The following is a 26,999-nucleotide window of genomic DNA, read 5'->3' on the forward strand; positions in this document are numbered from 1 at the left end:
GAAATGCAATTCAATTTTCAACTATGTATAGAAGCCATAATTGTGGTGAATTAAACGCTACAAATGTAAATGAAGAAGTAACCCTTTCTGGTTGGGTTCAAAAATCTCGCGACAAAGGATTCATTGTTTGGGTCGATTTACGAGATCGTTACGGTATTACGCAATTGGTTTTTGATGAAGAACGTACTTCACAAGATATGCTTCAAAAAGCGCAAAAACTAGGTCGTGAATTCGTAATTCAGGTTAAAGGGACTGTGATTGAGCGTGCCTCAAAAAACCCAAACATGCCAACTGGAGATATTGAAATATTGGTTTCTGAACTGAACATTTTAAATGAAGCTATACTTCCTCCTTTTACCATTGAAGATGAAACTGATGGTGGTGAAGACTTGCGTATGAAATACCGTTATCTGGATATTCGTAGAAATCCGGTAAAAGACAGCTTGATTTTTAGACATAAAGTTACTCAAGAAGTTAGGAACTATTTATCTAAGGAAGGCTTTATCGAAGTTGAAACACCTTATTTAATTAAGTCGACACCAGAAGGTGCTCGAGATTTTGTTGTACCATCACGTATGAACGAAGGGCAATTTTACGCCTTACCACAATCGCCACAAACTTTTAAGCAACTACTTATGGTTGGCGGCATGGATAAATATTTCCAGATTGTAAAATGCTTTAGAGATGAAGATTTACGTGCAGACAGACAACCTGAGTTCACGCAAATAGATTGCGAAATGGCTTTTATAGAGCAAGAAGATATTTTAAATGCTTTTGAAGGCTTAACACGTCATTTATTAAAAGAAGTAAATGGTGTTGAAGTAGACAAATTCCCAAGAATGCTTTATGATGATGCTATGCGATTGTATGGTAATGATAAACCAGACATTCGTTTTGGTATGGAGTTTGGCGAACTAAATAGTGTTGCTCAACATAAAGACTTTAATGTTTTTAATAATGCAGAATTAGTTGTTGGTATTGCTGTGCCTGGAGGAAACTGTTATACTAGAAAGGAAATAGACAAGCTCATCGATTGGGTAAAACGCCCGCAAGTAGGTGCGCTAGGAATGGTTTATTGCCGTTGTAACGATGATGGTTCCTATAAATCTTCTGTAGATAAGTTTTACGATCAGGATGACTTGGCCAAATGGGCAGAAGTTACTGGCGCCCAAAAAGGTGATTTAATTTGTGTGTTATCTGGTGATAAAAACAAAGTGCGCTCGCAATTAAGCGCTTTACGTATGGAATTGGCAGAACGTTTGGGCTTGCGTAAACCAGACGAATTTGCGCCACTTTGGGTTATGGATTTCCCTCTATTGGAATGGGATGAAGAAACCGAACGGTACCATGCCATGCATCACCCGTTTACATCACCAAAACCAGGGCAGTTAGAATTATTAAAAACAAATCCGGGAGATGTTAAGGCCAATGCTTACGATTTAGTTTTAAACGGAAACGAAATAGGTGGAGGTTCCATAAGAATTCACGATAAAGAAACCCAATCTTTAATGTTTGATTATTTAGGGTTTACACCAGAAGAAGCCAAAGCACAATTCGGTTTCTTAATGGATGCTTTTCAATATGGTGCACCGCCACACGGTGGCTTAGCTTTTGGATTGGATAGATTGGTAGCTATTTTAGGTGGACAGGAAACTATTAGAGACTTTATCGCATTCCCTAAAAACAACTCGGGACGTGATGTTATGATTGATGCTCCTGCTCCAATTGACGATGAACAGTTAACAGAATTAAGTTTAAAACTTAATTTGGAATCATAAAATTTAAATCCTGCTTTTTGCAGGATTTTTTTATTAACTTTATAATATGCCTCTGAGTACTAAAAGTCTTTTACGAAAGTTTTTAATCTGGAAATACAAGCATATTTCTGAACGCCAGTTTATTTACATTCTTAGTATTTTTGTTGGTTTTTTAGCAGGAATGGGTACCGTGCTTCTAAAAAACTTCACACACTATATTCAATTACTTTTCGAACTGGATTTCTTTAACAACTACCAAAATTCGCTGTATTTCATTTTACCTATTATTGGTCTTTTAATTGTCTATATCATAAAGCAAACCTGGCTAAAAAAGCATATAGGCCATGGTATTTCTTCTACTTTATATGCTATTTCAAAATTAAACGGAATTATTCCGAGGTATAATATTTATGCTGGATTAATAACGGCTCCTTTAACTGCCGGTTTTGGTGGATCGGTGGGGTTACAGGGACCAGCTGTTAGTGTAGGATCTGCATTAGGGTCGAATGCAGCTCGTTTGTTCCATATGAACACAAAAACGAGAATGCTTTTAATTGGTTGTGCGGCAGCTGGTGCTATGGCATCTATGTTTAAAGCGCCTATTGCGGCTATTATTTTTGCTATTGAAGTATTTAGTCTGGATATTGCTTTTACCTCGTTAGTACCACTTTTATTAGCATCTGTTTCTGCTGTGGTAACTTCTTATATGTTTTTGGGCACCGATATCTTATTGCGATTTGAATTAACCGATAAATTTGAAGTTAACGATATTGTATTCTATATCCTTTTAGCACTTGTTACCAGCTTGGCTTCGGTATATTTTTCGAAAGTGTTTTTTGGAATTACTAACTTCTTTAAACAATTTAAAAGTAGAGCCAAACGGCTATTAATTGGAGGGGTTGCAATTGGCTCCATGCTATACGTTATTCCGCCACTTTATGGTGAGGGGTATGGTATTATGAACAATCTTTTAAAAGGTGATCATTTATCTGCTATTGGTACAACACCTTTTGATTTAGATTTATCGAATATCTGGATTGTTATCGGTTTACTGGTTGGTATTGCTATATTTAAAGCTATTGCTATGACGACCACTTTTGGTGCTGGTGGTGTTGGCGGTGTTTTTATTCCAACACTTGTTATGGGTAGTGCCCTAGGAAATGCTTTTGCAAAAATCATCAATAATGTCGGTTTGGGTTTTCATGTATCCGAATCGAATTTCACTTTAATTGGTATGACGGGCTTAATGGCCGGTGTGCTACATGCCCCACTTACGGCGATCTTCCTCATCGCTGAAATTACTGGAGGATATGAGCTGTTTGTGCCTTTAATGATCGTTTCAACCATTTCTTTTGCCATGACTAAATATTATGTATCTCATTCTATTTATACCCTTAGACTGGCAGAACGTGGTGAGTTAATGACTCATGATAAGGATCAAAATGTACTAATGGTTTTGGATATTGATAAGGTAATAGAAACCAATTTTATCATATTAAAGCCGGAAATGAAACTTGGTGATATATTGAAAAATGCTGTTGCTAAATCTTCCAGAAATCATTTTCCCGTGGTGAATGATGAACATGAATTTTTAGGGGTTATCCGTTTAGATGATGTTAGGCATATTATGTTTAACTCTCAACTTTATAATAAAGTAGATGCCTCAAGTTTAATGCACGCCGATGCAGATATTATTATTTACGAGGAACATTCCATGAATGATATTATGGATAAGTTTAAAACCAGTGGTGCATGGAACTTACCGGTTGTTAAACATGGTAAATATTATGGGTATATCTCAAAATCTAAATTATTAACGGCTTACAGGCAACAATTGATTAATTTTACGCAATAATGAGGCTGCCTAAAAAGTAAACTTGACATTATATTGAGCTTATCTAAATATATTTATACTACCGATAATCAAGATCGGTTTCGACAAGCTCAACCTGACAGATCAAATTATAAAGACTTTTTAGACCTCTTGTAATTATCTCACTTTTAAACTAATGAAATATATTATTCTCATATTGTTTTTAGCGGCTTTTGGAAGCATTGTTACCGGCTTTATCATAGACCATGAATGGTCTCAAAAACTCATTGGTTTTGGTGTTGTTGGGTTATTTGTTGTTGTGTTTCCTTTATTTTCTTATTACCGTTGGAAAGACAAGGATATTAAAGATTATATGCTTACTAAAGAGAATTTGGATAAGATGCGTGAACGTGAAAAGAAAAGTTAACAACTGAGTTTGATTGACAAATAAATTATTTACATCTATATACCGCTATATTAAAGCTTAATGTATTATATCTAGCCTCATAACCAAAGAAGAAGAATAAAACTATATGAAATTATCATTTCTTAAATTATTTATAGCTTTCACTCTAATATTTAATGTGTTCATATGTAAATCCCAAGATTATTTAGTAACCAAGAGTGGTGATACCATTTTTGGAAAAATTGAATTGAAAACCAATGTTTTTGTCTTTGTTAAGAATGAGAATGGGAAGCAAAAATTTCGAGCAGGTAAGGTTAATTTTTTTCAAAGAGGTGACTTTCGTTTTGTTTCGGTAAAAACTAAATTTCCAGAATTCCTTCTTGAAGTAATAAACGGAGAGCTTTCATATTTTGTTGAATCGCATCTTAAATCAAGATACACACTGAATTACAGACGAAAAGTTTACGTGAAACATAAAGAAAAGTTATATCCAATAAATGTCGGAAATGATGAAAAAGACTTTCCTCCTAACCATATACTTCCCTCTAATAACAGTATTAATTCGTCAGTTTCGCTTGAAACCTTTTCTTCAAATGATATCTATTCTTCAAATTTTAAATGGAGCTTTTTTCAAATTTTAGGAGAAGACCATACCCTTAGCAAGCTCATAAAAAATAATAACTTTTCAATAGATGATCTAGAGTATTTGGTAAACTTATCGAATAAGGCTCTTACTAATATCGAAAGCTTTAATAAGGTTATTGATAGTACACTGAAAAGAGGATATGCTAAAGGATATGTAATCAATAGTAAAAATGACACAATTAATGGTTCTTTGAAAATCAAAAATAGATTTATACTTAGCGAGAAGCTAAAACTTATTGACAAAAGCGGAAACGAATTCACTTATGATCCCAAAGAATTAGTTGGCTATAAAATAAATGATCGAGAATATATAAATGATATTATTAATAATCATAGAAGGACTTTAAATAAAAAAATAAAAGGAGAAATCTGTTTATATAAGGATTTAGAAAATTCTAAAAGTTATATAAAAAAGAAAAACTCAAAATATGTTTTAGTTGACAAAACCAATAAATTTCTAGAACTACTTATAGATAAGAAAGCTGTTTATGACAGAATTAAAGCAAATGACTATAAAACATTTGAAATAAAAAGTATTGTACGCCTATATAATAATGCACAATAACATCGTCTAAAAAAATTAGTTGGTTTTGCCTACTCTCAAAAACTCGTAAGATCTCACCATCAAAATCTCTAATTCAAATTCCGTTTTTCAATAAAAAACCGTTTCATAAGTTCTGAAGCTTCATCTGCCATAACCCCTCCTTTTATAATCGTTTTGGGGTGCAGTTTCGTTTTTAAATTAATACAGCCTCGTTCTTCATCTCTGGCACCATAAACGATATTTGAAATCTGACTCCAATACAAAGCACCTCCGCACATCTGGCAAGGCTCTAAGGTTACATATAAGGTGCATTTTTTTAGATACTTCCCTCCTAAAAAATTAGCCGCTGCTGTAATGGCTTGCATTTCTGCATGTGCCGTAACATCGTTTAAGGTTTCTGTTAAATTATGCCCTCTGGCAATTATTTTATTGTCAACAACAATAACAGCTCCCACGGGAATCTCTCCTTTTTCAAAAGCGGTCTCAGCTTCCTGAAGCGCTTTTTTCATAAAATAGGTATCGTCAAAAGGTTCTAACATAAGAACAAAAATACAATTTCAAATAGTACATTTGTATCCGCATGCAAAAATTATTACAACACATAAACTCGCCTGTAGAGCTTCGCCATTTAGAGCAACATGATTTACCTCAACTTGCTAAAGAGTTGCGGGAATTCATAATTAATATCGTTGCCACCAAAGAGGGCCATTTGGGTGCTAGTTTAGGAGTCGTAGAGCTAACCATTGCTTTGCATTATGTTTTCAACACACCGAAAGATGAATTAATTTGGGATGTAGGGCATCAAGCATACGGTCATAAAATATTAACGGGCAGAAAAGATATTTTTCATACCAATAGACAAATGGATGGGGTAAGCGGATTTCCTAAACGAAGTGAAAGCGATTATGATGCTTTTGGTACCGGACATTCATCTACATCTATTTCGGCAGCCTTGGGTATGGCCATTGCTTCTCAATTAAAAGGAGACACTAACAAACAACATATTGCCATAATCGGAGATGCTTCCATTGCCAGTGGTATGGCATTCGAAGGTTTAAACCATGCGGGGGTAACCAATGCCAATTTATTGGTTATTTTAAATGATAATGCCATTGGTATCGACCCTAGCGTTGGGGCATTAAAACAATATTTAACCAATGTTAAAAAGGGAACTCAAAAGCAAGATAATATTTTTGAAGCTTTAAATTTTGACTACTCGGGACCTATTGACGGACACGATATAAACATGGTTATTTCGGAATTAGAACGTTTAAAAAACATAAAAGGCCCTAAGTTTTTACATATTATAACCACAAAGGGCAAAGGTTTAAAACAGGCAGAGGAAGACCAAGTTAAGTATCATGCTCCGGGAAAGTTTAATGCACAAACAGGAGATTTAATTGTAACATCTGAAACCATCCAGCCTCCAAAATACCAGGACGTATTTGGTCATACTATTGTTGAATTAGCGAAACAGAATAAAAGCATAGTTGGTATTACACCAGCCATGCCTACTGGGTGTTCTTTAAAATACATGATGGATGAAATTCCAGAACGCGCTTTCGATGTAGGTATTGCAGAGCAACATGCAGTAACATTAGCTGCTGGTATGGCTACGCAAGGTTTAGTCCCTTTTTGCAACATTTATTCCACATTTTTACAACGTGCTTACGATCAGGTAATACATGATGTGGCGCTTCAAAAATTGCCTGTTATTTTTTGCTTAGATCGTGCTGGGTTGGTTGGTAACGACGGTGCTACACACCACGGAGTTTATGACTTATCATATTTAAGATGCATTCCTAACCTTATTATTTTTGCTCCCAGAAACGAAATCGAATTACGAAACATCATGTACACTGCTCAATTAGGTCTAAATCAACCTATTGCTATTCGCTATCCTCGAGGTCGTGGTGTTATGATAGACTGGAAACAACCATTTTCTAAAATAGAAATAGGCAAGGGCACACAGCTTAAAGAAGGAACCAGCATGGCTATTCTAAGTGTTGGAGACATTGCTAAAAACATATGTGAAGCCATTCAAAAATGTAACACACCTGAAGATGTTGCGCATTACGATATGCGTTTTATAAAACCTTTGGATGAAAAGCTTTTGCATAACATTTTTAAAACACACAAAAGCATTGTTACTATTGAAAACAACACTGTAAAAGGCGGATTTGGTAGTGCTATTTTAGAATTTGCTTCTGCTAATAATTACAAAAACAATATTAGTACATTAGGAATTCCAGATAACTTTATTGAGCATGGAAGTGTTAACCAGCTACAGCAATCTACTGGATTGGATGTTGAAGGTTTAACAGGTTATATTAATGAAACTTTGGCATTCCTGCTTTCGCAGGAATCTTCCACTTAAGCGTTAGAGCGATTAAGCTACTTCTATAATTTTATTACAGACAATATTTTAACAAAACACGTCAATGGCAGTGATTCCAATTTTTATAGAGATCACTCAAAGTACCTCATTAAACCAGCAGATTCCTGCCTTACTGAAACAAGTTCAGCACAGGTCGCAGGAATAACACTAATTTACATTAAACTTCCAGACTTGTCCGATTGTTTTTGCTCCAGAACCATCTGATGTATTTATTTTCCAATAGTATGTTTTGCCCGAAACTACATTAACATCCGAATTTGCAGATGATAAATCGCTTGCTACTAAAGGAGGATCGGTATCTTCACCAAAATATAGTTCATAAGTTAGTACATCATCAGTATTTGTATCTCCCCCAATCCAATTTAAACTTACAGTACCTGCATCTACATCGCCATCGAAATCCGGGCTTACTAATGCAGCAGAAAATGGTGCATAGTTAGACACGCCTTCTCCTGAAGTATAAAATGCTTGTGTTGTTGTTGGTGCAGCTTCATTACCTTCACTATCAATCGGAATTACGTTCCAATAATGAGCAACGCCCTTATTTAAGGTTATGGTAACACTTGTAGAGGTTACTGTACGCTGTTCTACAAGATTTGTTAAGGCTCTATCACTGGCAATACTTATTTTATAACGAACAGAATCTCCATCGGGGTCTGTAGCTGCGTTCCAACTAAATTCAATAGTATTATCAATGCACAGTAAGTCTACCGATGGGTATACTAATTGCGTTGTTGTTGGTGCCGAATTTGGTGCTGGTCCATCTCCGCCTCCACAAGCAAAAACAAAAAATAGTACTGTAAAAATGGCTCCCGTTTTTATTATCTTTTTCATGGTCTTTCTTCTATTTAATTATTTTGAAAACTACTGGTTTTTCAATATTGATTCTCACAAAATAAACACCTTTACCAAACTCTTGAAATGGTATTTTAATAAAATTGGAATCTCCTTTATTTATAGTTTTACTTAAAAGTAATTTACCGTTAATATTATGAATCTGAATCGGAATTTGACTTTCTTTAATTGAAGGCAATGTTACCGTTAAGTTTTCAATAACTGGATTTGGACTTGCAACTAATTGGCTAAAATCATTCTCGCTGTTAATTACTGTACTGGCAACCCCTTCGCAAGCCTTAGAGGTAAATATTTCTAACACTCCCGATTTTAACGTTTCTATTTCAAAAGTCCTTTCACTAGTTGTCCTTATAGTATTGCCATTAAAAACAACGGTAAAAGGAGGTGTACCCTGATTGATGGTTACCGATGTTACTTCAGAAGTATTATTTTTAGTGCTTTTATCAAAAACAGCTTCTAATGCCTCTGCCTGTACTATAGTAATTTCAAAACACTGCTGAAACGATGTGCCATTTACATCTACACACAATGAATATGATCCAACAGCTATATCTTCAAAAGTATGCGTTGTTGTAAGTGCCTGGGTTAGGTTTAATCCATTACCCGTTAATGTTAATGTATAAGCAACAGCTGTTTCTTTAACACTAACAACAACTTTCCCATTATCCAACCCTGGACATGTTTCAGATACTATTTCTAGAGTGATGTTATCGGGATTGGTATAAGAAACATCACAGACGTCACCAATACCATTACCATCTGCGTCTTTCTGATCTATATTAGAAGTCTCGGGACAGTTATCATCTATATCTATTACAGAATCTTTATCTGTATCCTGACATACATCACCAATACCATTATTATCTGAATCTGCCTGATCTGCATTTGCTACCTGAGGACATATATCTACCCCATTTAATACGCCATCTCCATCAAGATCTCCCGCTGGATCTATTTCGAACAGACCAGAAAATACGCCTCGCCCATAAGTTGAAGCAAAAACCATGTTATCGTCCCTTAAATCTAAATCGGTTACTTTTACATTACTCATTCCGTTATACGCCTGATTCCATGTTGGTGTTGCCGATGAAAAATTGTTAGTAAACCAAACTCCAAGATCGGTACCTATAATAACCTCTTCATAATTTAAAGGATTCTGTAAAATTGTTTTTACTGGCATATCTGGTAAATCTCCATCTTTTCTTTCCCAATTCGATCCGCCATCATTAGTATACCAGATATTCGTTACACCATAATTATGCATGGTAACAAATATTTCATTCTCGTTAGCTCCCAATTCAATATCGGAAACACTTCCAACAAAACTCGCACCTGTTATGTCCGACCATACCGGAGAACCTCCGTTGGCATTAACGACTTTAAGTACTTTTCCTAAAATGGTTCCAACAAACAATTTAGATGAACTTACTGTATACGGAGAAACTGTTAATGCCGTTGGCCTTGCCGTTAGTAAATCGTTTGTTAGATTGTTTTTCGTTACTGTTGATTCCGATTTTATTTTAGAATATCTTTTAATAATATTATTTGTTCCAGAAGAGTAATTAGAATACAAGATATCTAAGTTAGAGTCTAATGCTTGTGGATTAATAAAAGAGCCATTATCGGAATCTTCGGAATTAATTGTAATATATTCACCCAAATCATAATCGAACAAGAATACAAATTGATTGTAAAAAATATTTCCAATGAAATAATGATCGGTTCCATCTTGATCGAAAAAACAATGGGCTCCATCTCCACCTGCTACTTCGAAAGATTCGTCTGGTTGAGTTTTGTTTGAATCTTGAAATAGCTGCGTGCCATTATCTTGAGCTCCTGCTAGAAAAAAGTCCTGATTATTATAAGCGCTAAGTGGTCCCACGCCTACAGTATAAAACTGAGCGGTATTATAGCCTTTATTTCTGGCACTAATTGTAGTTCCTGCATCATTTGAATAATAAACACCACCATCGTTAGCAAACAAAACTTTATTGTTATCGCTGTTACCATATGCGACATTATGCTGGTCTGCGTGTACCAAAGGAACGTTTAAATCTTTAAGCGGATTGCTTCCTGTTCCTTCCGTCCATTTTGATATTTGGTCCCAACTGGTTCCTCCATTTGTAGTTTTAAACAAATCGATACCTCCGGTGTAAACAATCTCATCGTTAACAGGATCTACAGATATCATTAAATCGTAAAAAGCTTGTCCTCTTGTAAAGTCGTTTTCGGGTACCCCAGAATCGGCATCATTAGGCAGGTCAAGTTTTGTACTTGTTGCAAAACCATTGGTCGTTTTTTCTATTATTACTGGTTCGCTATTATTTCCTTCTGCCAAAACATATACTTTTTGTGCGTCGGTTGCAGATAATGCTATTTGTGTTCTCTGCGCTCCTGAAATTTCATGGACTTTAGTAAATATTATACCATCTGCAGACGATAAAACTGTACCGCCACCATCTCCAAAAATGACACTATTAGTAGTGGTCACCCAAACTTTATTATCTGAACCTATCTCAATATCGTTAGGCACATATTTATTACCATTTGATGTTAACGTTAACGAGATTTCGGACCAATTAGAACCTCCGTCTGTCGATTTATACAAACCAAATTCTGGTCCTCCCAAAAACGTATTAGTGTTAGCATCTTTATAAAACGCATCGGCAGCAGCCACGTATATTTCTGATGTGCCTGCATTATTTCTAACAACTACGTCGTTGATATGCTGTATCCCAGGAACAAGTACGCCCGTAAAACCTCCGCTGCTGGGATTAAGGGATACATTAACTGTTTCTGTATTTAAAGTACTTTCTATTAAATCGCCAGCTGCTTTCGAAATCATAACAGCAGGAATTGTAACTGTAGCATCGTCACCACCCATATTAATTGGATCTCCATCAATATTATTCATAACGATCACAGCAATAGCTCCAGCGTTTTGAGCATTTTTTGCTTTTTCTGTAAAATTACATCCTCCTCTACGCACTAACGCTATTTTACCGTTTAGTTGGGAACCGTTTACCAATGCTACGCATCCATCACTTGTTTCTCCGTCTCCATCGTCTACTAAAACAACATCTGCTGTGATTACAGAGTTAATCGAAGTACCAAAATTTGTTGTTGCTCGGTATGGTACATCACCAGCAATTCCTCCCGGTGAATTAATAGTTAGATTAGCTGCCGATTGAAAAGAGCTATCTCCAGTTATACCTCCAAAAACTTTAGTCCATGTATTTCCTCTATCTACCGATTTCCATAATCCATCGCCATTTACATCGCCATTTACATACGATTCACCTGTCCCGATATAAAAAATATCGGTGTTGTTGGGATCGTAAGTTATACTGGAAATTGACAGGTTTTCAGGAATGTTTACTCTTGTCCATTGCGAATCTGCATTCGAAATATTGGTGTTTTTCCATAAGCCTCCGCTAACACCTCCTGCAAAAACTATTTCGTTTGTGGCATCGTTGGGGTCGAACATGATTGCTCTTGTTCTACCTCCAACATTATTAGGTCCTCTTTCTATCCAACGATTTTCAACTTTTTCACCCGGAACCTTTCCCGTTAAACGACTTAAAGTTCTTAATTTGGCTAGTTCTTGTTGTAACTTCTTTACTTTTTCGTGAGTCGGTCTCCCTAATGCAGGATTCATCTCTAATAAATATTGTTCTTCAAAGTATTTATTAGGTGGAATTCTTAACGCTTTTCTTTCTTTTTTAGAAAGTTTTAAGGTGTTGTTATAAGGATGTGATTTTAAAAAAGAGGCATGCTGCTCTCTAAGTTTTTCTATGTTAGCATTTTTTGTATTCGAAAAAAACACAAAAGCTGAAACAGCAAAAACTGATACGACAAATAAAATGAGGCTTTTTTTCATATAATATAAGTAGTCAAAATAAAACGCTATAGTTTACAAAAACGTATAGCTAATTTTTTAAGTTCATAAGGCGGCTAATTTATGTTAATCCCTCTTATTTTGTTAAATAATAGAATGGCATAGCTATCGGACATATTCGATACAAAGCTACAGGCTTTAAATATTCTATTATAAAGGGCACTTTTTGTTTCAGTATAATTTTCGGGTAAAAGGTGCAGCACAAGCTTATCGTAATTTGATGCTTTATTCTCATACGAGTTATTAATAGCTGTAATAAACACATCTAACAAGTCGGATAAAATTCTATATCCAGCTATTTCTTTTTCTACAACTTCCTTGCTTTGGTACACTTTTTCTATACTAATTTTAATAATATCGTTTATCTGTGCTTCGTATTTACTTTTATCTAACAAAGCACAATTAAAGTCACCGTTTAATATGGCTTCTTCGTTTTCCATAAAAATAGTAACGGCTTCATTAATTAAGGTATTTATTGCTAAAGCACGTAGATAACTTACTCTATCTTGTGTGTTTTTTAGCTGATGATATTTTTTAGTGTTAATAGAATCCCGTACTAAATTAATTAAATATTCTAAAGCAAATTCTTCTTGTATTAAGCCTAGGTTTATACCATCTTCAAAATCAATTATGGTATAGCAAATATCATCTGCCGCTTCAACTAAAAAAGTAAGCGGATGTCTGGAAAAACTAAGATCCGTTTTACTTCTTTTTAATAAGCCCAATTCATTGGCAACATCTATAAACGCTTCTTTTTCGTTTTGAAAAAACCCATACTTTTTATCTGCTATATGCTTTGTTGGTTTTTTTGGCAACGACTCCTTTGGGTATTTCATAAAAGCACCTAAAGTGGCATAACTTAATCGCAGTCCGCCTTCTCGCCCTGCTCTACTTTCGGTTAAAATTTTAAACCCATTAGCATTTCCTTCAAAATCGCATAGGTCTTGATACTCTTTTTCTGTTAACTGATTTTTAAACTGTTTCCCTTCTCCTGTTTTAAAAAACTCTCCAATGGCTTTTTCTCCCGAATGACCAAAAGGTGGGTTGCCAATATCGTGTGCTAAGGCCGCTGCTGCAACAATAGCTCCAAAATCGTTAGCCTGGTATCCGTGAATATTATTCAAATGCGGATGTTTTTCTAATAGTTTCTTTCCAACCAATCTTCCTAAAGAACGTCCTACCACACTCACTTCTAAACTGTGTGTTAATCTGGTATGCACAAAATCGGTTTGCGATAAAGGAATTACCTGCGTTTTATCCTGAAGGCTTCTAAACTCTGAGGAAAAGATGATACGATCGTAATCTACCTCAAACCCTAAACGGGTTTCATCTTGTTCTTTTCGTAAACGTTTGTTAGTGTCGCCAAAGCGTTTTAAGGATAGTAATTGTTCCCAGTTCATTTTTTTCATTTAAAAACAAGCAAGATAATTAAAATCAATAATAATTGGCTCCCAAAATCTCATAACATTAAGGTAACATTTTAATCATCGTTCTTTAATAATTTGATAACATACAAACAATTCAAAAATTAGTTCTTTGCATCAGATTATTTCACATCGCATTATGAAACAGTTATCAATCTTTTTAATCTTATTATTTACTTCTTTTTGTTTTTCACAAAACACTGGAATAATTACCGGTAAATTAATGGATAAGGAGTTTGATAATAATCCTTTAGTTTTTGCCGATGTAGCGATTAAAGGAACTTCAATTAAAGCAACTACAAATCAAACTGGATTATTTGTTATTGAGAATTTAGAAGACGGTGACTACACTTTAGTTTGCAGTTTTATTGGCTATGAAACTAAAGAATTAAAAGTAAAAGTAGTTTCTGGAAATTGCGACCATATCAAAACTTCTTTAGGCGCAAGCACACTTCCTTTATTAGAACTAGCTTCTATTAGCAATACCACTAGCGAGAAAGATAACAAGACTACTCGATTAAATTAATAATCTTCTGACCAATATATAAATAGGGTCCCTTGTCTTTAAAATAAAGAGACACGAATTATACAAATTATCACTAATAGTTAACAGCAAAGGCATAACTGTATAGATGACTTGTTTGTTTAGCTAACTCATCATCTAAAAGGAGTATTAGCCTGTAATGACAAATTCGTATCAAACCTCACCCCGGGCAACAAACTCTTTTTCTGATTACAAAAAATCAATCTTTTTTAAACGTTTTCAATGTTAACTTATTGTTTCCAAATGAGAAATTAGACGCTTTTCAGGTAACATTTAGATAACTCTTTGATTACTGTTGTTTAATCTAAAGGTAACACACTCTTTACATAACCTACCGTTCTTTGCAGCTAGAAATTAATAGAAATAATGAAAAGAATTTTAGTTTTTTTAGCAGTTCTTACTGCTACATTTTCGTATGCTCAAAGTACAGATTCTGTAGTTGGACAACTAACAGACAAAGAGTATAATAATGAGCCTTTAGCCTTTGCTAATATTTTAATAAAAGGCACGACTAAAGGAACAACTTCAGACTTTGACGGTCATTATGGCCTACAAGGCTTAGAGCCTGGAGCGTACACCTTAATATTTAGTTTTGTTGGGTACGAAACTCAAGAAATAAGTATTCAGGTTGTTGCCGGCAAAGTAACCGAGGTAAATGTACCAATGGGAGCAAGTGCTGCGGCTTTAAGTGAAATTGTAATTACTACCACTACTAAAAGAGAAAGCGAAACGGCTCTTTTACTTGAACAGAAGAAGGCTGTTGAAATAAAAACTGCGATAGGCGCTCAAGAGTTAAGTAAAAAAGCTGTATCTGATGCTGCTGCGGCTACTTTAAAGGTTACGGGAGTAAATAAAAAAGAAGGCTCTAGTAAAATTTATGTACGAGGCTTAGGAGACAGGTACAACACGACTACTCTTAATGGCCTACCACTCCCTTCTAACGATCCGAGAAACAAAAATATTGACTTATCATTATTTGGATCCGATATTATTGGAAGTGTTGGCATAGGAAAAGCTTTTTCTTCCTATATGTCATCTGATGTATCTGGGGCAAACATTGATATTATAAGTAAAGAAACATCACAAAAATCTTTATTTAAGATAGGGTTTTCTTCTGGGGCAAATACTCAAACTACTTTCGAGGATTTTAAAGAAATTGATGGTGCTAATTGGTTTGGTATCAACTCCAACACAAAACATAATGTGAGAAACTTATCAACTTATAGTTTTGATAACAATTATACTCCTAATGACGGAAAAGCCAACCCTAATTTAGGACTCTCAATTAATTATGGTAAAAAGTTTACGTTATCTGACGAAAGCAGTTTAAGTATCTTTTTAGTAGGTTCCTTTAGTAACAAATACACCTTTCAAGAAGGAGCTTCTGATGCTATTGTAGACATAAGCGATAGTGGTGTACTTAATGTAGGCTCTATTTTTGACACTAAGACATATAATTATAACGCATCAAAAATGTTGATGGGTAATGTAGTTTACAAAATCAATCCAAATCACAAGTTAAGCTTTAACCATTTATTTGTACACTCCAATAATCAGAAGGTACAAGATTTTATTGGTACTACTAATGATGTAGGAAGAGATAATGATGACAACAGGCTAGTAAATGTATTATTACAAACAGAAATTCAAAACAAACTTTTTGTAAACCAGCTACTATCAACTAATAAGTTTGGAGAATCCATAGATGTTAATGCTGCTTTAAGTTATAATGCTATATTTAATGATGAACCCGACAGAAGAAAAAATACTTTCATTATAAATAATGACACAAACACTACAAGAATCTCTCAAAACGCAGTAAGAGATAATAGTAGATTTTACGGTAACTTATTTGAAAACAATATTGCTGGAAACCTAAGTTTTGTTAAGTATTTAGGAGATCGTCAAGAAAACAATGGAAAAATAACTTTAGGCTATGATGGAAGTATTTCGGACAGAAAATTCGATGGTATATATTTCGACCATAACTTTACCGATCCAAGGAATACTTTTTTAGACATAAATAATTTAGACGCAACATTTAACCAAAGTAATTTAAATAGTGGTCTTTTTGGAATTGAAACTTCCAGAGGGAGAAACAGTAATGATGCAGAAACATACCTACCCCAACTATATGATGCCGAAAAAACAATACACGCAGGATATATAGATGCTGTATACAAGTTTAGCGATAAATTTACCGCAAATCTAGGGGTTCGAACTGAAGACGTAAAAATGAATGTAAAATGGGATACTAATATTAGCTTTCCTGGCTTTTCTAACAATAGTGAAATAGCATTAGATAAGCAATACATCTTACCCTCTCTTAATTTAAAATACGAGGTTAACGAAAAAATTAACTTAAGAGCATCTAGTAGTATTACATACACATACCCACAATTTAAAGAAATAGCACCTTTTACTTACGAAGGTATTAACTTTCAAGAAAGTGGTAACCCAGCCCTGCTTCCATCAGACAACTATAATGGAGAACTTAAATTTGAGTTATTCCCTAATAAAAGCGAGTTAATTTCGGTTGGTTTATTTGGTAAGTTAATTCAAAATTCCATTAACCGTTTAGAAAGAAACTCTGCGGTAGAAAGAGATTTTACATTCGACAACTCTGGTGACGCTACGGTATTCGGTGCCGAACTAGAAGGTAGATTAAGCATCTTATCTAAAGAATCCGAAGATGCAGAAAAGTCTCAAAACCTTACTTTTGGTGGTAACATCACATTAATGAAAACTAAACTTGAATACAATACAGCTAACACTTTGTTTAACTATACAGGTGATAGTTCTGAGTTAGAAGGAGCTTCTCCTTTTACCTTAAACGCAGATCTTTCATATAGATTTAGTGTGAATGATAAAGAAACCATTTCTACTTTAGTGTTCAATTATCAAAGTGACAAAGTTTATAGTATAGGTACAAACTTTCAAGAAAATATTGTTGAAAAAGGAGTTCCTTTGTTAGACTTCGTTTTTAGCCATAAGTTCAATAAGAATTTAAGTGTAAAATTCAATGCTAAAAACTTATTGAATCCAAGTTTTGAAAGATATAGAGATATTCCTGAGAAACTTACAATGAATTCATACAAAAAAGGAACATCTATATCTGTTGGAATAAGCTACAATCTATAAAACAATTTTCTATAAAAACTTAAGACCCATCAAAAAAGCCAATATTTTTTTGATGGGTTTTTAACTCATAATAATCAATAAATTAGACTAAACATTAACTTAACATTGTTGTTATTTCTTAACCTAAAACTAATATTTGGGTAACACCTTATTCAAACCCTTAAAGTTAATTTGCGCTATAAATAAAATATCATAAAAAATCAATATGAAAACATTTAAAAACTTACTAATAGCCATTACAGTAATTTCAATTTTCTCTTGTTCATCTGATGATGATAACAGAACTATCGACCCGGGCAATGGAGGAGATAACCCTATTACTGGCAATGAATTAAAGGGCGATCTTTCTGAAGACGCTAAATTATTAGCTTCTGTAGAATACACATTAACAGGATCGTTCACCGTTAAAAGTGGAGCTACTCTAACCATAGAGCCAGGTACAGTAATCAAAGCTAAAAGTGGTAGAACAGATATTTTCTTAGCTGTAGAAAGAGGAGCAAAAATCATTGCTAAGGGTACTGCTGCTAACCCTATCAAATTTACTTCAGATGCAAGTTCTCCTAAAGCTGGAGATTGGGGAGGAATTGTAATTGCTGGTAAAGCAAAAAGTAACAAAGGAACTGATGTACAATCTGAAGTTGCTGGTTTACTTTACGGAGGTAGCGATGACGCTGATAACTCTGGTGAATTAAGCTATATAATTGCTGAATATACTGGTGCTAAAATTAACGGAGAGCAAGAGTTTAACGGAATTTCTTTCTTCGGTGTTGGTAACGGAACTGTAGTAAACAACATAGTTGTAAGCAATGGTAACGATGATGGTATTGAATTCTTTGGAGGTAGCGTTAATGTAACTAATGTATATTGTGCAAATATTGCTGACGACATGTTCGATTGGACAGGAGGTTATACTGGTACTATTACTAATGCATTTGGAGTTCGTAATGATGGTTTTGATGCTGCTACTGATGATCCGAGAGGTATTGAAGGAGATAGCAACAGTTCTGATGCTAATGCTGCACCAATCTCTACACCAACTTTAAAAAATGTTACTATATTAAACCTTAACCCAGACGTTGCTCTTAAAGCTGGTGCTGAAATTAGAAGAGGTACTCAAGCGATCATAAGTAATATTTTATTTGCTGCTTACGGCAACGCTAGTTTTGGAAACAGAATAGATACCAAAGATGACAAAGGAAACGGAACTTTAACTATCTCTAATGCTTCTGCTCAAGGTAATGTAGGAGACGATAAAGTAGGTGGAGATATTACAGGTACTGTAACTGCAATTACAGATGGCATTAGCGTTCCTTCTGACAATACAGTTAATACTAAAGCTGGTGTTGGTGCTGATTTATCAGCATTTGATTGGGCTAACCAAAGCTTTGTGGTTACTAAATTAAACTAAAAAACAATATCTATCTGTCTTAAATCTATTGAGAACAATAGAGGTAACAGATTTAAAATAAAAGAACCGGAGAAGTTAACTTCTTCGGTTCTTTTATTTATAAACGTTCTTAATGTTTGCTTAACATGTGGTTAACGGATTACGCACTTTATAGGATTATATTTATGTAACAATAACCCCTTAATCATTCTAAATCATGAAAAGAACCTTTATTACATCCATGCTTGTCTTGTTCACTATTGGACTAAACGCTCAATCTTACAAAAGTCACACCTTCTATAGCATCATCAAAGATCCAGGATCGAATACCTTTCAAGCGATCACCGAACAAATTGCTTTAGACAATTGCAATACAGTTTTTACCTCTCAACAATTAAGAGATAGACAATATGTAAATATTCAAATTGAAGCCCCTTTATCTTCAGGTAGATTCTATTATTTAGATTTCGGTGACGGTTTAAAGTATTACTATCTTCTTAGATCAAGTTCAAATGAGCACAACGATGAGGACTATCGTCTTAGTCTTCCATATAATATAACTTCAGTTTGCACTCCTACAGATAGCGACGGAGACACTATACCAGATAGAATCGATAATTGCCCAACAACACCAAACACTAATCAATTAGATACAGATAATGATGGTATTGGCGATGTTTGTGATACTGGTATATTAAGAAGCCACACTTTTTATTCTTTATTAAACGGAAGTACCATTACAGAACAAATAGCATTAAGTAATTGTGGTAAAACTTTTCCCTTATCTCAATTAGGTGGGCGAAATTATGTAAATATTCAAATTGATACCCCACTAAAGTCTGGAAGATTTTATTACTTAAACTTTGGTAGAGGACTTAACTATTATTATTTGTGGCAATCTAATGCTGGCGAACACAATGATGAAGACTACAGAATTATAGCTCACCAAATAACTAATCCATGCCCAGAGCCAGACTTAGACGCCGTTCAAGTTTCCGTAAGTTCCACCACTATAAATCACGGAGAAAATAAAACGGTAAACTATACAGTGAAAAATTTAGGGAACTCCATCGCCGCTTCATCAAAGGTTGAGTTTTACCTTTCCTCTACAACTACAAATTCTAGAGAATTTCTGAAAAGCAAGCCTATTGGTAATGTTAATATAAATCAAACTATAACCAGTTCAGCTACAATAAAAATACCTCTAGGAACTAAAACTGACACTTATAATATATTTATGAGAGTTTCAACAAATGGAGATTCAAATTCAGGTAATAACACAGTCTATTCCCCATCAAGTTTTAAGGTTAACGGTGTTCAAGAGTATCCTGATTTGGTTTTTGACACAGAAGTGATTACAGCGACCAGTGATTGCTCCAATTGTAGCTTTATTATAAAAGAATTAATTAAAAATAACGAAAGGCACATTGCTAACAAAAATGGAATCGCTTTAAATTTCTTACAAATCAAAATAGATAATAAAGGAACAGTTAGTTCAACTCCCACAAAAATAAAATATTACCTTTCATCGGATTCTAAATTAGACCCTAAAAAAGACTATGAATTTAAAGTTTCAACAGACGTCCCATCAATAAATAAAAATTCATTCAAATCAGTTGCTAAAAGTTTAACAGGTTTAGACTTTAGAGATGCTAGGGTCTCTGGAGACAATAATACAGAACCTCCCTATGGAAATTACTTTTTTATAATGAAAATAGACCCTAAAGATGAAAGTAACCAAGATAATAATGTTGTAAAATTCCTTATAAAATACAGGGAGAATTCCAGTAAGACTTCGCTTATAAGAAACACTCAAAATAGTTTAAAACCATATAAATTGGATATTTATGATTTTACCGGAAACATATTAAAATCAACCAAGGTAAACTCAACCGAACAAGAAAACACCATTATTAATTCCCTTCCTTCTGGCTTATACATCATAAAAACGCCAACTGGAACTAGAAAAATAACAAAGTAAAAAACATAAAACAATAAAAAAGCATCCTAAAAATTAGGATGCTTTTTTGCTATTACTCAATATTTAGATTCATTTATCAAACGTTCCGTTTCTTTTATAAAAACAATAAATCATATTAAATAACATACACATAACGTAAGTTATGCTTTACATTAATGTTTATGTTTTATTTTCATATAAATTTAAACCTCAAATATCATGAAAAAACTTACATTCCTAGTTCTCTTTACCATCTTTTCTATCAGTATAAACTCCCAAAATTATAAATTCAATGAATTTATGGACCTAGGAGTAACGATTGAAACAGCTATAAGAAGACATTGTACAGGAACTACCCAAGGAGCATTAATTAAAACTAATTTGCCTAATATAATATTACCTAAAGAAAACATTTATCGTTTTGACTTAGGGCTCGGAAATGGCATTAGGTATTATAAAGTAATTAATTCCGCTAACAGCCCTTCAAGTAATGCCACAAACATAAATACGCTACCGAATTTTGGGCAACCAATTTTGGATATTTGTAATTCATTGTCATGGAAGTATCATAGACCTATATTAATTGGTAGTACTGAATTAGAAGCAAAAAATAATTTTTGCTCTAAAAAAACAGTTAATAATATTAGAGAAAAAGTAAACATTAAAATTGAGAAACCTCTATTAGAAGGTGAAGTATATTTGATGAATTTTGGGTTAGGTAACAAGTACTACAAAATAATAGCATCAGATTATGCAAAAGGGGATTCAGATTATGATTTAGATACTACAAATAATAATGCTATTTTCTCTAAAGTATTTTTTAACTGCCCAACACCTCCAGACTTAAAAGCTGTTAAAGCTTCTGTAAGTTCTAGTTCAATAAATGCTGGATCAAATAAAACATTATCTTATGAAGTTAAGAATATAGGAGACTTAACGGCCACTTCAACACGTCTCGAGTTTCACATCTCCTCCACGACTACAAATTCTAGAGAATTTCTAGTAAGCAAATCTATTGGATCTGTTAATACAAATCAGACCATAACGGGTTCAATTACAGCAAAAATACCTCTAGGAACTAAAACTGATACTTATAAAATATTTATGAAAGTTTCAACAAATGGAGATTCAAATTCAGGTAATAACACAGTCTATTCCTCATCAAGTTTTAAGGTTAACGGTGTTCAAGAGTATCCTGATTTGGTTTTTGATACAGGAGTTATTACAGCAACTAGTGATTGCTTCAATTGTAGCTTTGCTATAAAAGAATTAATTAAAAATAACGAAAGACATATTGCTAACGAAAATGGAATCGCTTTAGATTTCTTACAAATCAAAATAGATAATAAAGGAACAGTTAGTTCAACTCCCACAAAAATAAAATATTACCTTTCATCAGATTCTAAATTAGACCCTAAAAAAGACTATGAATTTAAAGTTTCAACAGACGTCCCATCAATAAATAAAAACTCATTCAAATCAGTTGCTAAAAGTTTAACAGGTTTAGACTTTAGAGATGCTAGGGTCTCTGGAGACAATAATACAGAACCTCCCTATGGAAATTACTTTTTTATAATGAAAATAGACCCTAAAGATGAAAGTAACCAAGATAATAATGTTGTAAAATTCCTTATAAAATACAGGGAGAATTCCAGCAAGATTTCGCTTACAAGAAACGCTCAAAATAGTTTAAAACCATCTAAATTGGATATTTATGATTTTACCGGAAACATATTAAAATCAACCAAGGTAAACTCAACCGAACAAGAAAACACGATTATTAATTCCCTTCCTTCCGGCTTATACATCATAAAAACGCCAACTGGAACTAGAAAAATAACGAAGTAAAAAAACACAAAGCAATAAAAAAGCATCCTAAAAAATTAGGATGCTTTTTTATTTATTAGTTTTTCAAGTTTAAAGACCGTTGTTTTCTTTGGTTTCAGATTCTTTTAAACCGGCTATAACATTAGCACTATAATCTACTTCTTTTATGGTTTGATTGTTCCAATAAAACCACTTGCCGACTTTCTTCCCATTATCATAATTTGCAGAAACGATTTTTTTGCCTTCTTCATTAAAACTTAACCACTTACCGTGTAGTTTACCATCTGCTGTGTAAGTCCCTGTTTGGCTTACTACACCATTGTCATGATAATAAACAACCTCGATTAAATTGGTTTCTTTATTATGTTTTAATTCTCTCTTTTGCTGAGCAAAAGTTACCACAGTAATTAAAAAGGCAAATAAAAATAAAACTGATTTCTTCATAATTATGGGGTTTTTAATATTATATATCAAATATACAAATAAGATAACATTAAATCAATACTTACATAACATTAAATTAACATTAAGCCAATAAAACGTTGATTGTGAGGTATTTGATAATTAATATTTAACATTGGAAATCTTAATGATTACTTAATGTTATCGTCACATTCAAGTTACTTTAAACTAAGAGTTTTGCAATGTCTTAAAGACACATTTAGTATTTCATTATAATCTATTAGTTTTTGTCGACTACATTATTATGATTTCTAATGAGGCTGCCTTGGCCAGGCAGCCTTTATTTATTTTAATATTAACCCTTAGTTAACATTAAGTTAACATTAGTATTGGTTCTTTGCAGCGACAAAAACTAATACTTACAATGAAAATAAAACTTAGTACAATAGTTTTTACTATTGTAGCATTCTCGTACATTAACGCTCAAGAAATCAGCGACACTTCTTTTGGAAAAGGCTTAATAAACTTCACTGCAAAAGACAGTTCTTTTAGTGTAAAATTTGCTCCCCGTTTTCAAGTACGATCTGTATCGTCTTGGGATCATGATGGAGACAAATACGGAAGCCCAGAACATAATTTTATTGTTAGACGTGCACGTCTAAAATTTGATGGATTCGCTTACAGCCCTAAACTTAGATATAAAATAGAATTGGGACTTTCTAATAGAGATATTTCGGGCGCCAATCAATTTAACAGAAACACCCCTCGCTATATTCTGGACGCCGTAATAATGTGGCATTTTGCAAAAAACTGGGAATTATGGGCCGGGCAAACAAAACTACCTGGTAATGTTGAACGTGTAGTATCCTCTGCTAATCTTCAATTAATAGATCGTTCTTTATTAAATAGCCGTTTTAACATTGACCGTGATTTAGGAGTACAATTACGTCATAAAACCAAGCTAGGAAAAACCTTTTTAATGCGTGAGAAATTAGCAGTATCGCAGGGTGAAGGTCGTAATGTTACCGAAGGTAACGAAGGCGGTTTACAATATACAGCACGTTTGGAATTTTTACCATTCGGAGCATTTAAGTCTAAAGGAGATTACAGTCAATCTGATCTTAAACGTGAAGAAACTCCTAAATTAATGTTTGCATTTAACTATGATTTAAATCAAGATGCCGTAAAAACAAGAAGTGTTTTAGGAAGTTATATGCTTAGAAGTGATGGTTCTCTTTATGAAACCGATATAACCACTATCTTTGCAGATGCAATGTTTAAATACCAGGGGTTCTCATTAATGGCAGAATATGCTAAACGTACAGCAGACGATCCTGTTGCTACTGAGATTGACGGCATAACAACTACGGGAGATATTGTTTTAACCGGTAGCGCTGTAAACCTTCAGGCTGGTTATTTATTCAAAAGCAACTATGAAATCGCTGGTCGATTCACAACAACAGATTATGAAACTATTACAGGTAGACTTCCAGAGACGCAGTATACTTTAGGGGTTAATAAATTTGTAGTAGGTCATAAATTAAAAGTACAAAGCGATTTGAGCTATACCACCATAGATGGTAATGAAGATAATATTACTTTTAGGTTAGGATTTGATTTACATTTCTAAAACATAACAATTACGTAACATTATACTTGGAAACACTTAAGATATTTGCAAACTTATTTTAGTTAAATTATGGACAACATTTATTTATTAATGCTCATTGCCATTACAGTTTTAGCGATTGCTGATATTGTAGTTGGTGTAAGTAACGATGCTATTAATTTCTTAAACTCTGCTATTGGTTCTAAAGCTATTTCTATGCGAACCATAATGATTGTTGCAAGTTTAGGTATATTTATTGGGGCAGTATTTTCAAGTGGAATGATGGAGGTTGCACGTAAAGGGATTTTCGTGCCTGCTATGTTCAATTTTGAAGAAATCATGTATATCTTCATGGCAGTAATGATTACCGATATATTACTGTTAGATTTCTTTAATACCTTAGGATTACCTACTTCTACAACAGTTTCAATTGTATTCAACTTATTGGGTGCTGCTGTAGTTATGTCATTAATAAAAATTAGTGCATCAGACTCTCAAACTTTTGCCGATTTAGGAAATTACATAAATACCAAGAAAGCATTTGAAATTATTCGGGGTATTATCATGTCTGTATTTATTGCTTTTTCAGTTGGTGCTTTAGTACAATGGGTCTCTCGTTTAGTTTTTACATTCCATTATGAGAAAAAAATAAAAAATTTCGGTGCTATATTTGGCGGTATATCTTTAGCTGCGATTACCTATTTTATCTTCTTAAAAGGATTAAAAGGAACACCTTATTACAAAGATCTTAAAGGAGTTCTTGAGGGGAACGAATTACTTATTATAATTGGTAGCATTGTTTTTTGGACGCTGTTCTCTTTTGCATTCCAAAAAGTATTTAAAAAAACTATTTTATTGGTAGTCATTGCTATAGGAACTTTTGGTTTAGCACTAGCATTTTCTGGTAATGATTTGGTAAACTTTATTGGAGTACCAATGGCCGCTTACCATTCTTATGAAGCATGGTCTGTTTCTGGTGTTGATGCAGCAATGTTCTCAATGGAAGTACTTGACAAAAAAGTACCTGCCGAACCATTACTACTATTTATAGCTGGAGGCGTTATGGTATTAACCTTATGGCTTTCTAAAAAAGCAAAAACAGTTGCCGAAACCGAAATAAGTTTATCTCGTCAGGGAGAAACTCATGAAAAATTTGAGCCAAATATGTTATCCAGAGGTATTGTAAAAGGTTCTACGCTATTATCAGATTTATTTGGAAAAATTGTACCCGAAGAGACCCAAGAAAAAATAGGTAAAAGCTTTGAAAAACCAGATGTGGTATTAACAAAAGACCAAAGTATAGATGCTCCTGCTTTCGATATGATCAGAGCTTCTGTAAACTTAATGGTTGCTGGGGTTTTAATTGCTATTGCAACATCTATGAAATTGCCTTTATCTACAACCTATGTAACATTTATGGTAGCCATGGGTACATCATTTGCAGATCGTGCCTGGGGTAGAGAAAGTGCTGTTTACAGAGTTGCTGGTGTACTAAATGTAATCGGTGGATGGTTTGGTACTGCTATAGGCGCTTTTATAGCTGCTGGAACAGTTGTATTTTTAATTAAATGGAATCCTAGTGCCATGACACCTATTTTGCTGTTATTAACTATTATTCTGTTGGTTAGAAATTACTTATCACACAAAAAAGGCTCTAAAAAAGTTGTAACCGAAGACAGTTTAATACATGCCGAAAGTAGCTCTATTCAAGGTGTTATTAACGAAAGTGCAAACAATATAGCTAATGTTGTTAAACGTGGTAACAAAATTTATTCTAGTGCTATTGATGGTTTATCAAAAGAAGACTTAGTCTTATTGAAAAAGAACAAGAAAAATATAGTTAAGCTCTCTGATGAAATTGATGAATTGCGCGACAATATTTTCTACTTCATTAAAAATTTAGACGAGTCCAGTTTAGGGGCTAGTAATTTCTACATTAACATATTAGGTTACTTACAAGACATGACACAATCGTTAGAATATATTTCTAAAGTAAGTCATAAGCACGTAAACAATAACCACAAAAAGCTTAAATTCAACCAGATTAAAGAGCTTAAACAAGTAGAAGAAGCGCTACGGTTATTATTTAACACAACCAAAGATGCTTTCGATTCTCAGTCTTTTGAGCAAATCGGTAGTATTATAAACGGCAAAAAAGAAGTCTTTGATCTAGTTACTGAGAAAATACAAAAACAAGTAGAACGTACCAGAACTGAAGAATCTAGTCCAAAAAACACAACTTTATATTTTAGTCTTCTTTTAGAAACAAAGGATTTATTAACTGCAACCATGAATTTATTAGAAGAATATCATAATGCTCATGATAAATCTGTTGAAGCTGCTACTATTGTAAGCAACTTAGAAGAAGAATAGAAAAAGAAATCTCAAT

At 33.7% G+C, this 26,999-nt stretch carries 17 protein-coding genes; 12 read left to right on the plus strand and 5 right to left on the minus strand.

Annotation, left to right across the window (positions count from 1 at the left end):
* The first annotated feature begins 23 nt into the window (after positions 1–23).
* The 4 genes from aspS to C1H87_RS10030 all read left to right on the plus strand — a co-directional run bounded on the left by aspS (position 24) and on the right by C1H87_RS10030 (position 5,186).
* A complete protein-coding gene (aspS, locus tag C1H87_RS10015; RefSeq protein WP_102755668.1) occupies positions 24–1,778 on the plus strand; it encodes an aspartate--tRNA ligase in 1,755 nt (584 codons plus the stop codon).
* 46 nt (positions 1,779–1,824) lie between these two features.
* Positions 1,825–3,612 (plus strand): chloride channel protein, encoded by a 1,788-nt coding sequence (locus C1H87_RS10020; protein ID WP_102755669.1) that lies wholly within the window; start codon positions 1,825–1,827, stop codon positions 3,610–3,612.
* Between the two features lie 154 nt (positions 3,613–3,766).
* Positions 3,767–3,997 carry a hypothetical protein gene (locus C1H87_RS10025; protein WP_102755670.1) on the plus strand — a complete coding sequence of 77 codons (231 nt, stop codon included), beginning with the start codon at positions 3,767–3,769 and terminating at the stop codon, positions 3,995–3,997.
* Positions 3,998–4,223: 226 nt separating this feature from the next.
* Entirely contained in the window at positions 4,224–5,186 is a 963-nt protein-coding gene (locus C1H87_RS10030) for a hypothetical protein (protein WP_158655179.1), read from the plus strand.
* A gap of 68 nt (positions 5,187–5,254) precedes the next feature.
* On the opposite strand, the gene C1H87_RS10035 is transcribed toward C1H87_RS10030, so the two are convergent.
* On the minus strand, positions 5,255–5,704 hold the full coding sequence (locus C1H87_RS10035) for a nucleoside deaminase (RefSeq protein ID WP_102755672.1): 450 nt from the start codon (positions 5,702–5,704) through the stop codon (positions 5,255–5,257).
* A 41-nt stretch (positions 5,705–5,745) separates the two neighbouring features.
* On the opposite strand from C1H87_RS10035, the gene dxs reads away from it, so the two are divergent.
* Positions 5,746–7,542, plus strand: coding sequence for a 1-deoxy-D-xylulose-5-phosphate synthase (gene dxs / locus C1H87_RS10040; RefSeq protein WP_102755673.1), 1,797 nt, complete (start codon positions 5,746–5,748; stop codon positions 7,540–7,542).
* A 168-nt stretch (positions 7,543–7,710) separates the two neighbouring features.
* On the opposite strand, the gene C1H87_RS10045 is transcribed toward dxs, so the two are convergent.
* The 3 genes from C1H87_RS10045 to C1H87_RS10055 all read right to left on the minus strand — a co-directional run bounded on the left by C1H87_RS10045 (position 7,711) and on the right by C1H87_RS10055 (position 13,716).
* The gene (locus C1H87_RS10045; RefSeq protein ID WP_102755674.1) at positions 7,711–8,397 is read right to left on the minus strand and encodes a hypothetical protein; all 687 of its coding nucleotides are present in this window, start codon (positions 8,395–8,397) and stop codon (positions 7,711–7,713) included.
* 10 nt (positions 8,398–8,407) lie between these two features.
* Positions 8,408–12,298: a PA domain-containing protein gene (locus C1H87_RS10050; RefSeq protein ID WP_102755675.1), complete on the minus strand. Its 3,891-nt coding sequence runs from the start codon at positions 12,296–12,298 to the stop codon at positions 8,408–8,410.
* A 74-nt stretch (positions 12,299–12,372) separates the two neighbouring features.
* Positions 12,373–13,716, minus strand: a complete 1,344-nt coding sequence (locus C1H87_RS10055; protein ID WP_102758236.1) for a deoxyguanosinetriphosphate triphosphohydrolase — start codon at positions 13,714–13,716, stop codon at positions 12,373–12,375.
* A 163-nt stretch (positions 13,717–13,879) separates the two neighbouring features.
* Here C1H87_RS10055 and C1H87_RS10060 point away from each other — a divergent pair, with 163 nt between their 5' ends.
* From C1H87_RS10060 to C1H87_RS10080, 5 genes are all read left to right on the plus strand, one after another.
* Positions 13,880–14,266, plus strand: a complete 387-nt coding sequence (locus C1H87_RS10060; protein ID WP_102755676.1) for a carboxypeptidase-like regulatory domain-containing protein — start codon at positions 13,880–13,882, stop codon at positions 14,264–14,266.
* Positions 14,267–14,650: 384 nt separating this feature from the next.
* Positions 14,651–17,425, plus strand: coding sequence for a TonB-dependent receptor (locus C1H87_RS10065; protein WP_102755677.1), 2,775 nt, complete (start codon positions 14,651–14,653; stop codon positions 17,423–17,425).
* A gap of 205 nt (positions 17,426–17,630) precedes the next feature.
* Positions 17,631–18,833 carry a hypothetical protein gene (locus tag C1H87_RS10070; RefSeq protein ID WP_102755678.1) on the plus strand — a complete coding sequence of 401 codons (1,203 nt, stop codon included), beginning with the start codon at positions 17,631–17,633 and terminating at the stop codon, positions 18,831–18,833.
* Positions 18,834–19,029: 196 nt separating this feature from the next.
* Positions 19,030–20,793, plus strand: coding sequence for a CARDB domain-containing protein (locus tag C1H87_RS10075; RefSeq protein ID WP_102755679.1), 1,764 nt, complete (start codon positions 19,030–19,032; stop codon positions 20,791–20,793).
* A 198-nt stretch (positions 20,794–20,991) separates the two neighbouring features.
* Complete coding sequence (locus C1H87_RS10080; protein ID WP_102755680.1) at positions 20,992–22,620, plus strand: T9SS type A sorting domain-containing protein; 1,629 nt, start codon at positions 20,992–20,994, stop codon at positions 22,618–22,620.
* 69 nt (positions 22,621–22,689) lie between these two features.
* Here the strand turns inward: C1H87_RS10080 and C1H87_RS10085 are convergent, their stop codons facing one another.
* Complete coding sequence (locus C1H87_RS10085) at positions 22,690–23,043, minus strand: toxin-antitoxin system YwqK family antitoxin (RefSeq protein ID WP_102755681.1); 354 nt, start codon at positions 23,041–23,043, stop codon at positions 22,690–22,692.
* 382 nt (positions 23,044–23,425) lie between these two features.
* Here C1H87_RS10085 and C1H87_RS10090 point away from each other — a divergent pair, with 382 nt between their 5' ends.
* Together C1H87_RS10090 and C1H87_RS10095 are read left to right on the plus strand one after the other, a co-directional pair.
* Positions 23,426–24,631, plus strand: coding sequence for a porin (locus C1H87_RS10090; RefSeq protein WP_102755682.1), 1,206 nt, complete (start codon positions 23,426–23,428; stop codon positions 24,629–24,631).
* Between the two features lie 69 nt (positions 24,632–24,700).
* Positions 24,701–26,983: an inorganic phosphate transporter gene (locus C1H87_RS10095; RefSeq protein WP_102755683.1), complete on the plus strand. Its 2,283-nt coding sequence runs from the start codon at positions 24,701–24,703 to the stop codon at positions 26,981–26,983.
* Positions 26,984–26,999 lie beyond the last annotated feature (16 nt).

This window comes from Flavivirga eckloniae (assembly GCF_002886045.1).
Lineage (GTDB): Bacteria > Bacteroidota > Bacteroidia > Flavobacteriales > Flavobacteriaceae > Flavivirga > Flavivirga eckloniae.

What these genes read in the sequence shown, in the direction of transcription:
- C1H87_RS10080 (WP_102755680.1), top strand. Translation starts at nt 20,992, where the DNA reads ATGAAAAAACTTACATTCCTAGTTCTCTTTACCATCTTTTCTATCAGT.
- C1H87_RS10055 (WP_102758236.1), bottom strand. Translation starts at nt 13,716, where the DNA reads ATGAACTGGGAACAATTACTATCCTTAAAACGCTTTGGCGACACTAAC.
- C1H87_RS10095 (WP_102755683.1), top strand. Translation starts at nt 24,701, where the DNA reads ATGGACAACATTTATTTATTAATGCTCATTGCCATTACAGTTTTAGCG.
- C1H87_RS10025 (WP_102755670.1), top strand. Translation starts at nt 3,767, where the DNA reads ATGAAATATATTATTCTCATATTGTTTTTAGCGGCTTTTGGAAGCATT.
- aspS (WP_102755668.1), top strand. Translation starts at nt 24, where the DNA reads ATGTATAGAAGCCATAATTGTGGTGAATTAAACGCTACAAATGTAAAT.
- C1H87_RS10065 (WP_102755677.1), top strand. Translation starts at nt 14,651, where the DNA reads ATGAAAAGAATTTTAGTTTTTTTAGCAGTTCTTACTGCTACATTTTCG.
- C1H87_RS10070 (WP_102755678.1), top strand. Translation starts at nt 17,631, where the DNA reads ATGAAAACATTTAAAAACTTACTAATAGCCATTACAGTAATTTCAATT.
- C1H87_RS10050 (WP_102755675.1), bottom strand. Translation starts at nt 12,298, where the DNA reads ATGAAAAAAAGCCTCATTTTATTTGTCGTATCAGTTTTTGCTGTTTCA.
- dxs (WP_102755673.1), top strand. Translation starts at nt 5,746, where the DNA reads ATGCAAAAATTATTACAACACATAAACTCGCCTGTAGAGCTTCGCCAT.
- C1H87_RS10020 (WP_102755669.1), top strand. Translation starts at nt 1,825, where the DNA reads ATGCCTCTGAGTACTAAAAGTCTTTTACGAAAGTTTTTAATCTGGAAA.
- C1H87_RS10075 (WP_102755679.1), top strand. Translation starts at nt 19,030, where the DNA reads ATGAAAAGAACCTTTATTACATCCATGCTTGTCTTGTTCACTATTGGA.
- C1H87_RS10045 (WP_102755674.1), bottom strand. Translation starts at nt 8,397, where the DNA reads ATGAAAAAGATAATAAAAACGGGAGCCATTTTTACAGTACTATTTTTT.
- C1H87_RS10060 (WP_102755676.1), top strand. Translation starts at nt 13,880, where the DNA reads ATGAAACAGTTATCAATCTTTTTAATCTTATTATTTACTTCTTTTTGT.
- C1H87_RS10085 (WP_102755681.1), bottom strand. Translation starts at nt 23,043, where the DNA reads ATGAAGAAATCAGTTTTATTTTTATTTGCCTTTTTAATTACTGTGGTA.
- C1H87_RS10090 (WP_102755682.1), top strand. Translation starts at nt 23,426, where the DNA reads ATGAAAATAAAACTTAGTACAATAGTTTTTACTATTGTAGCATTCTCG.
- C1H87_RS10035 (WP_102755672.1), bottom strand. Translation starts at nt 5,704, where the DNA reads ATGTTAGAACCTTTTGACGATACCTATTTTATGAAAAAAGCGCTTCAG.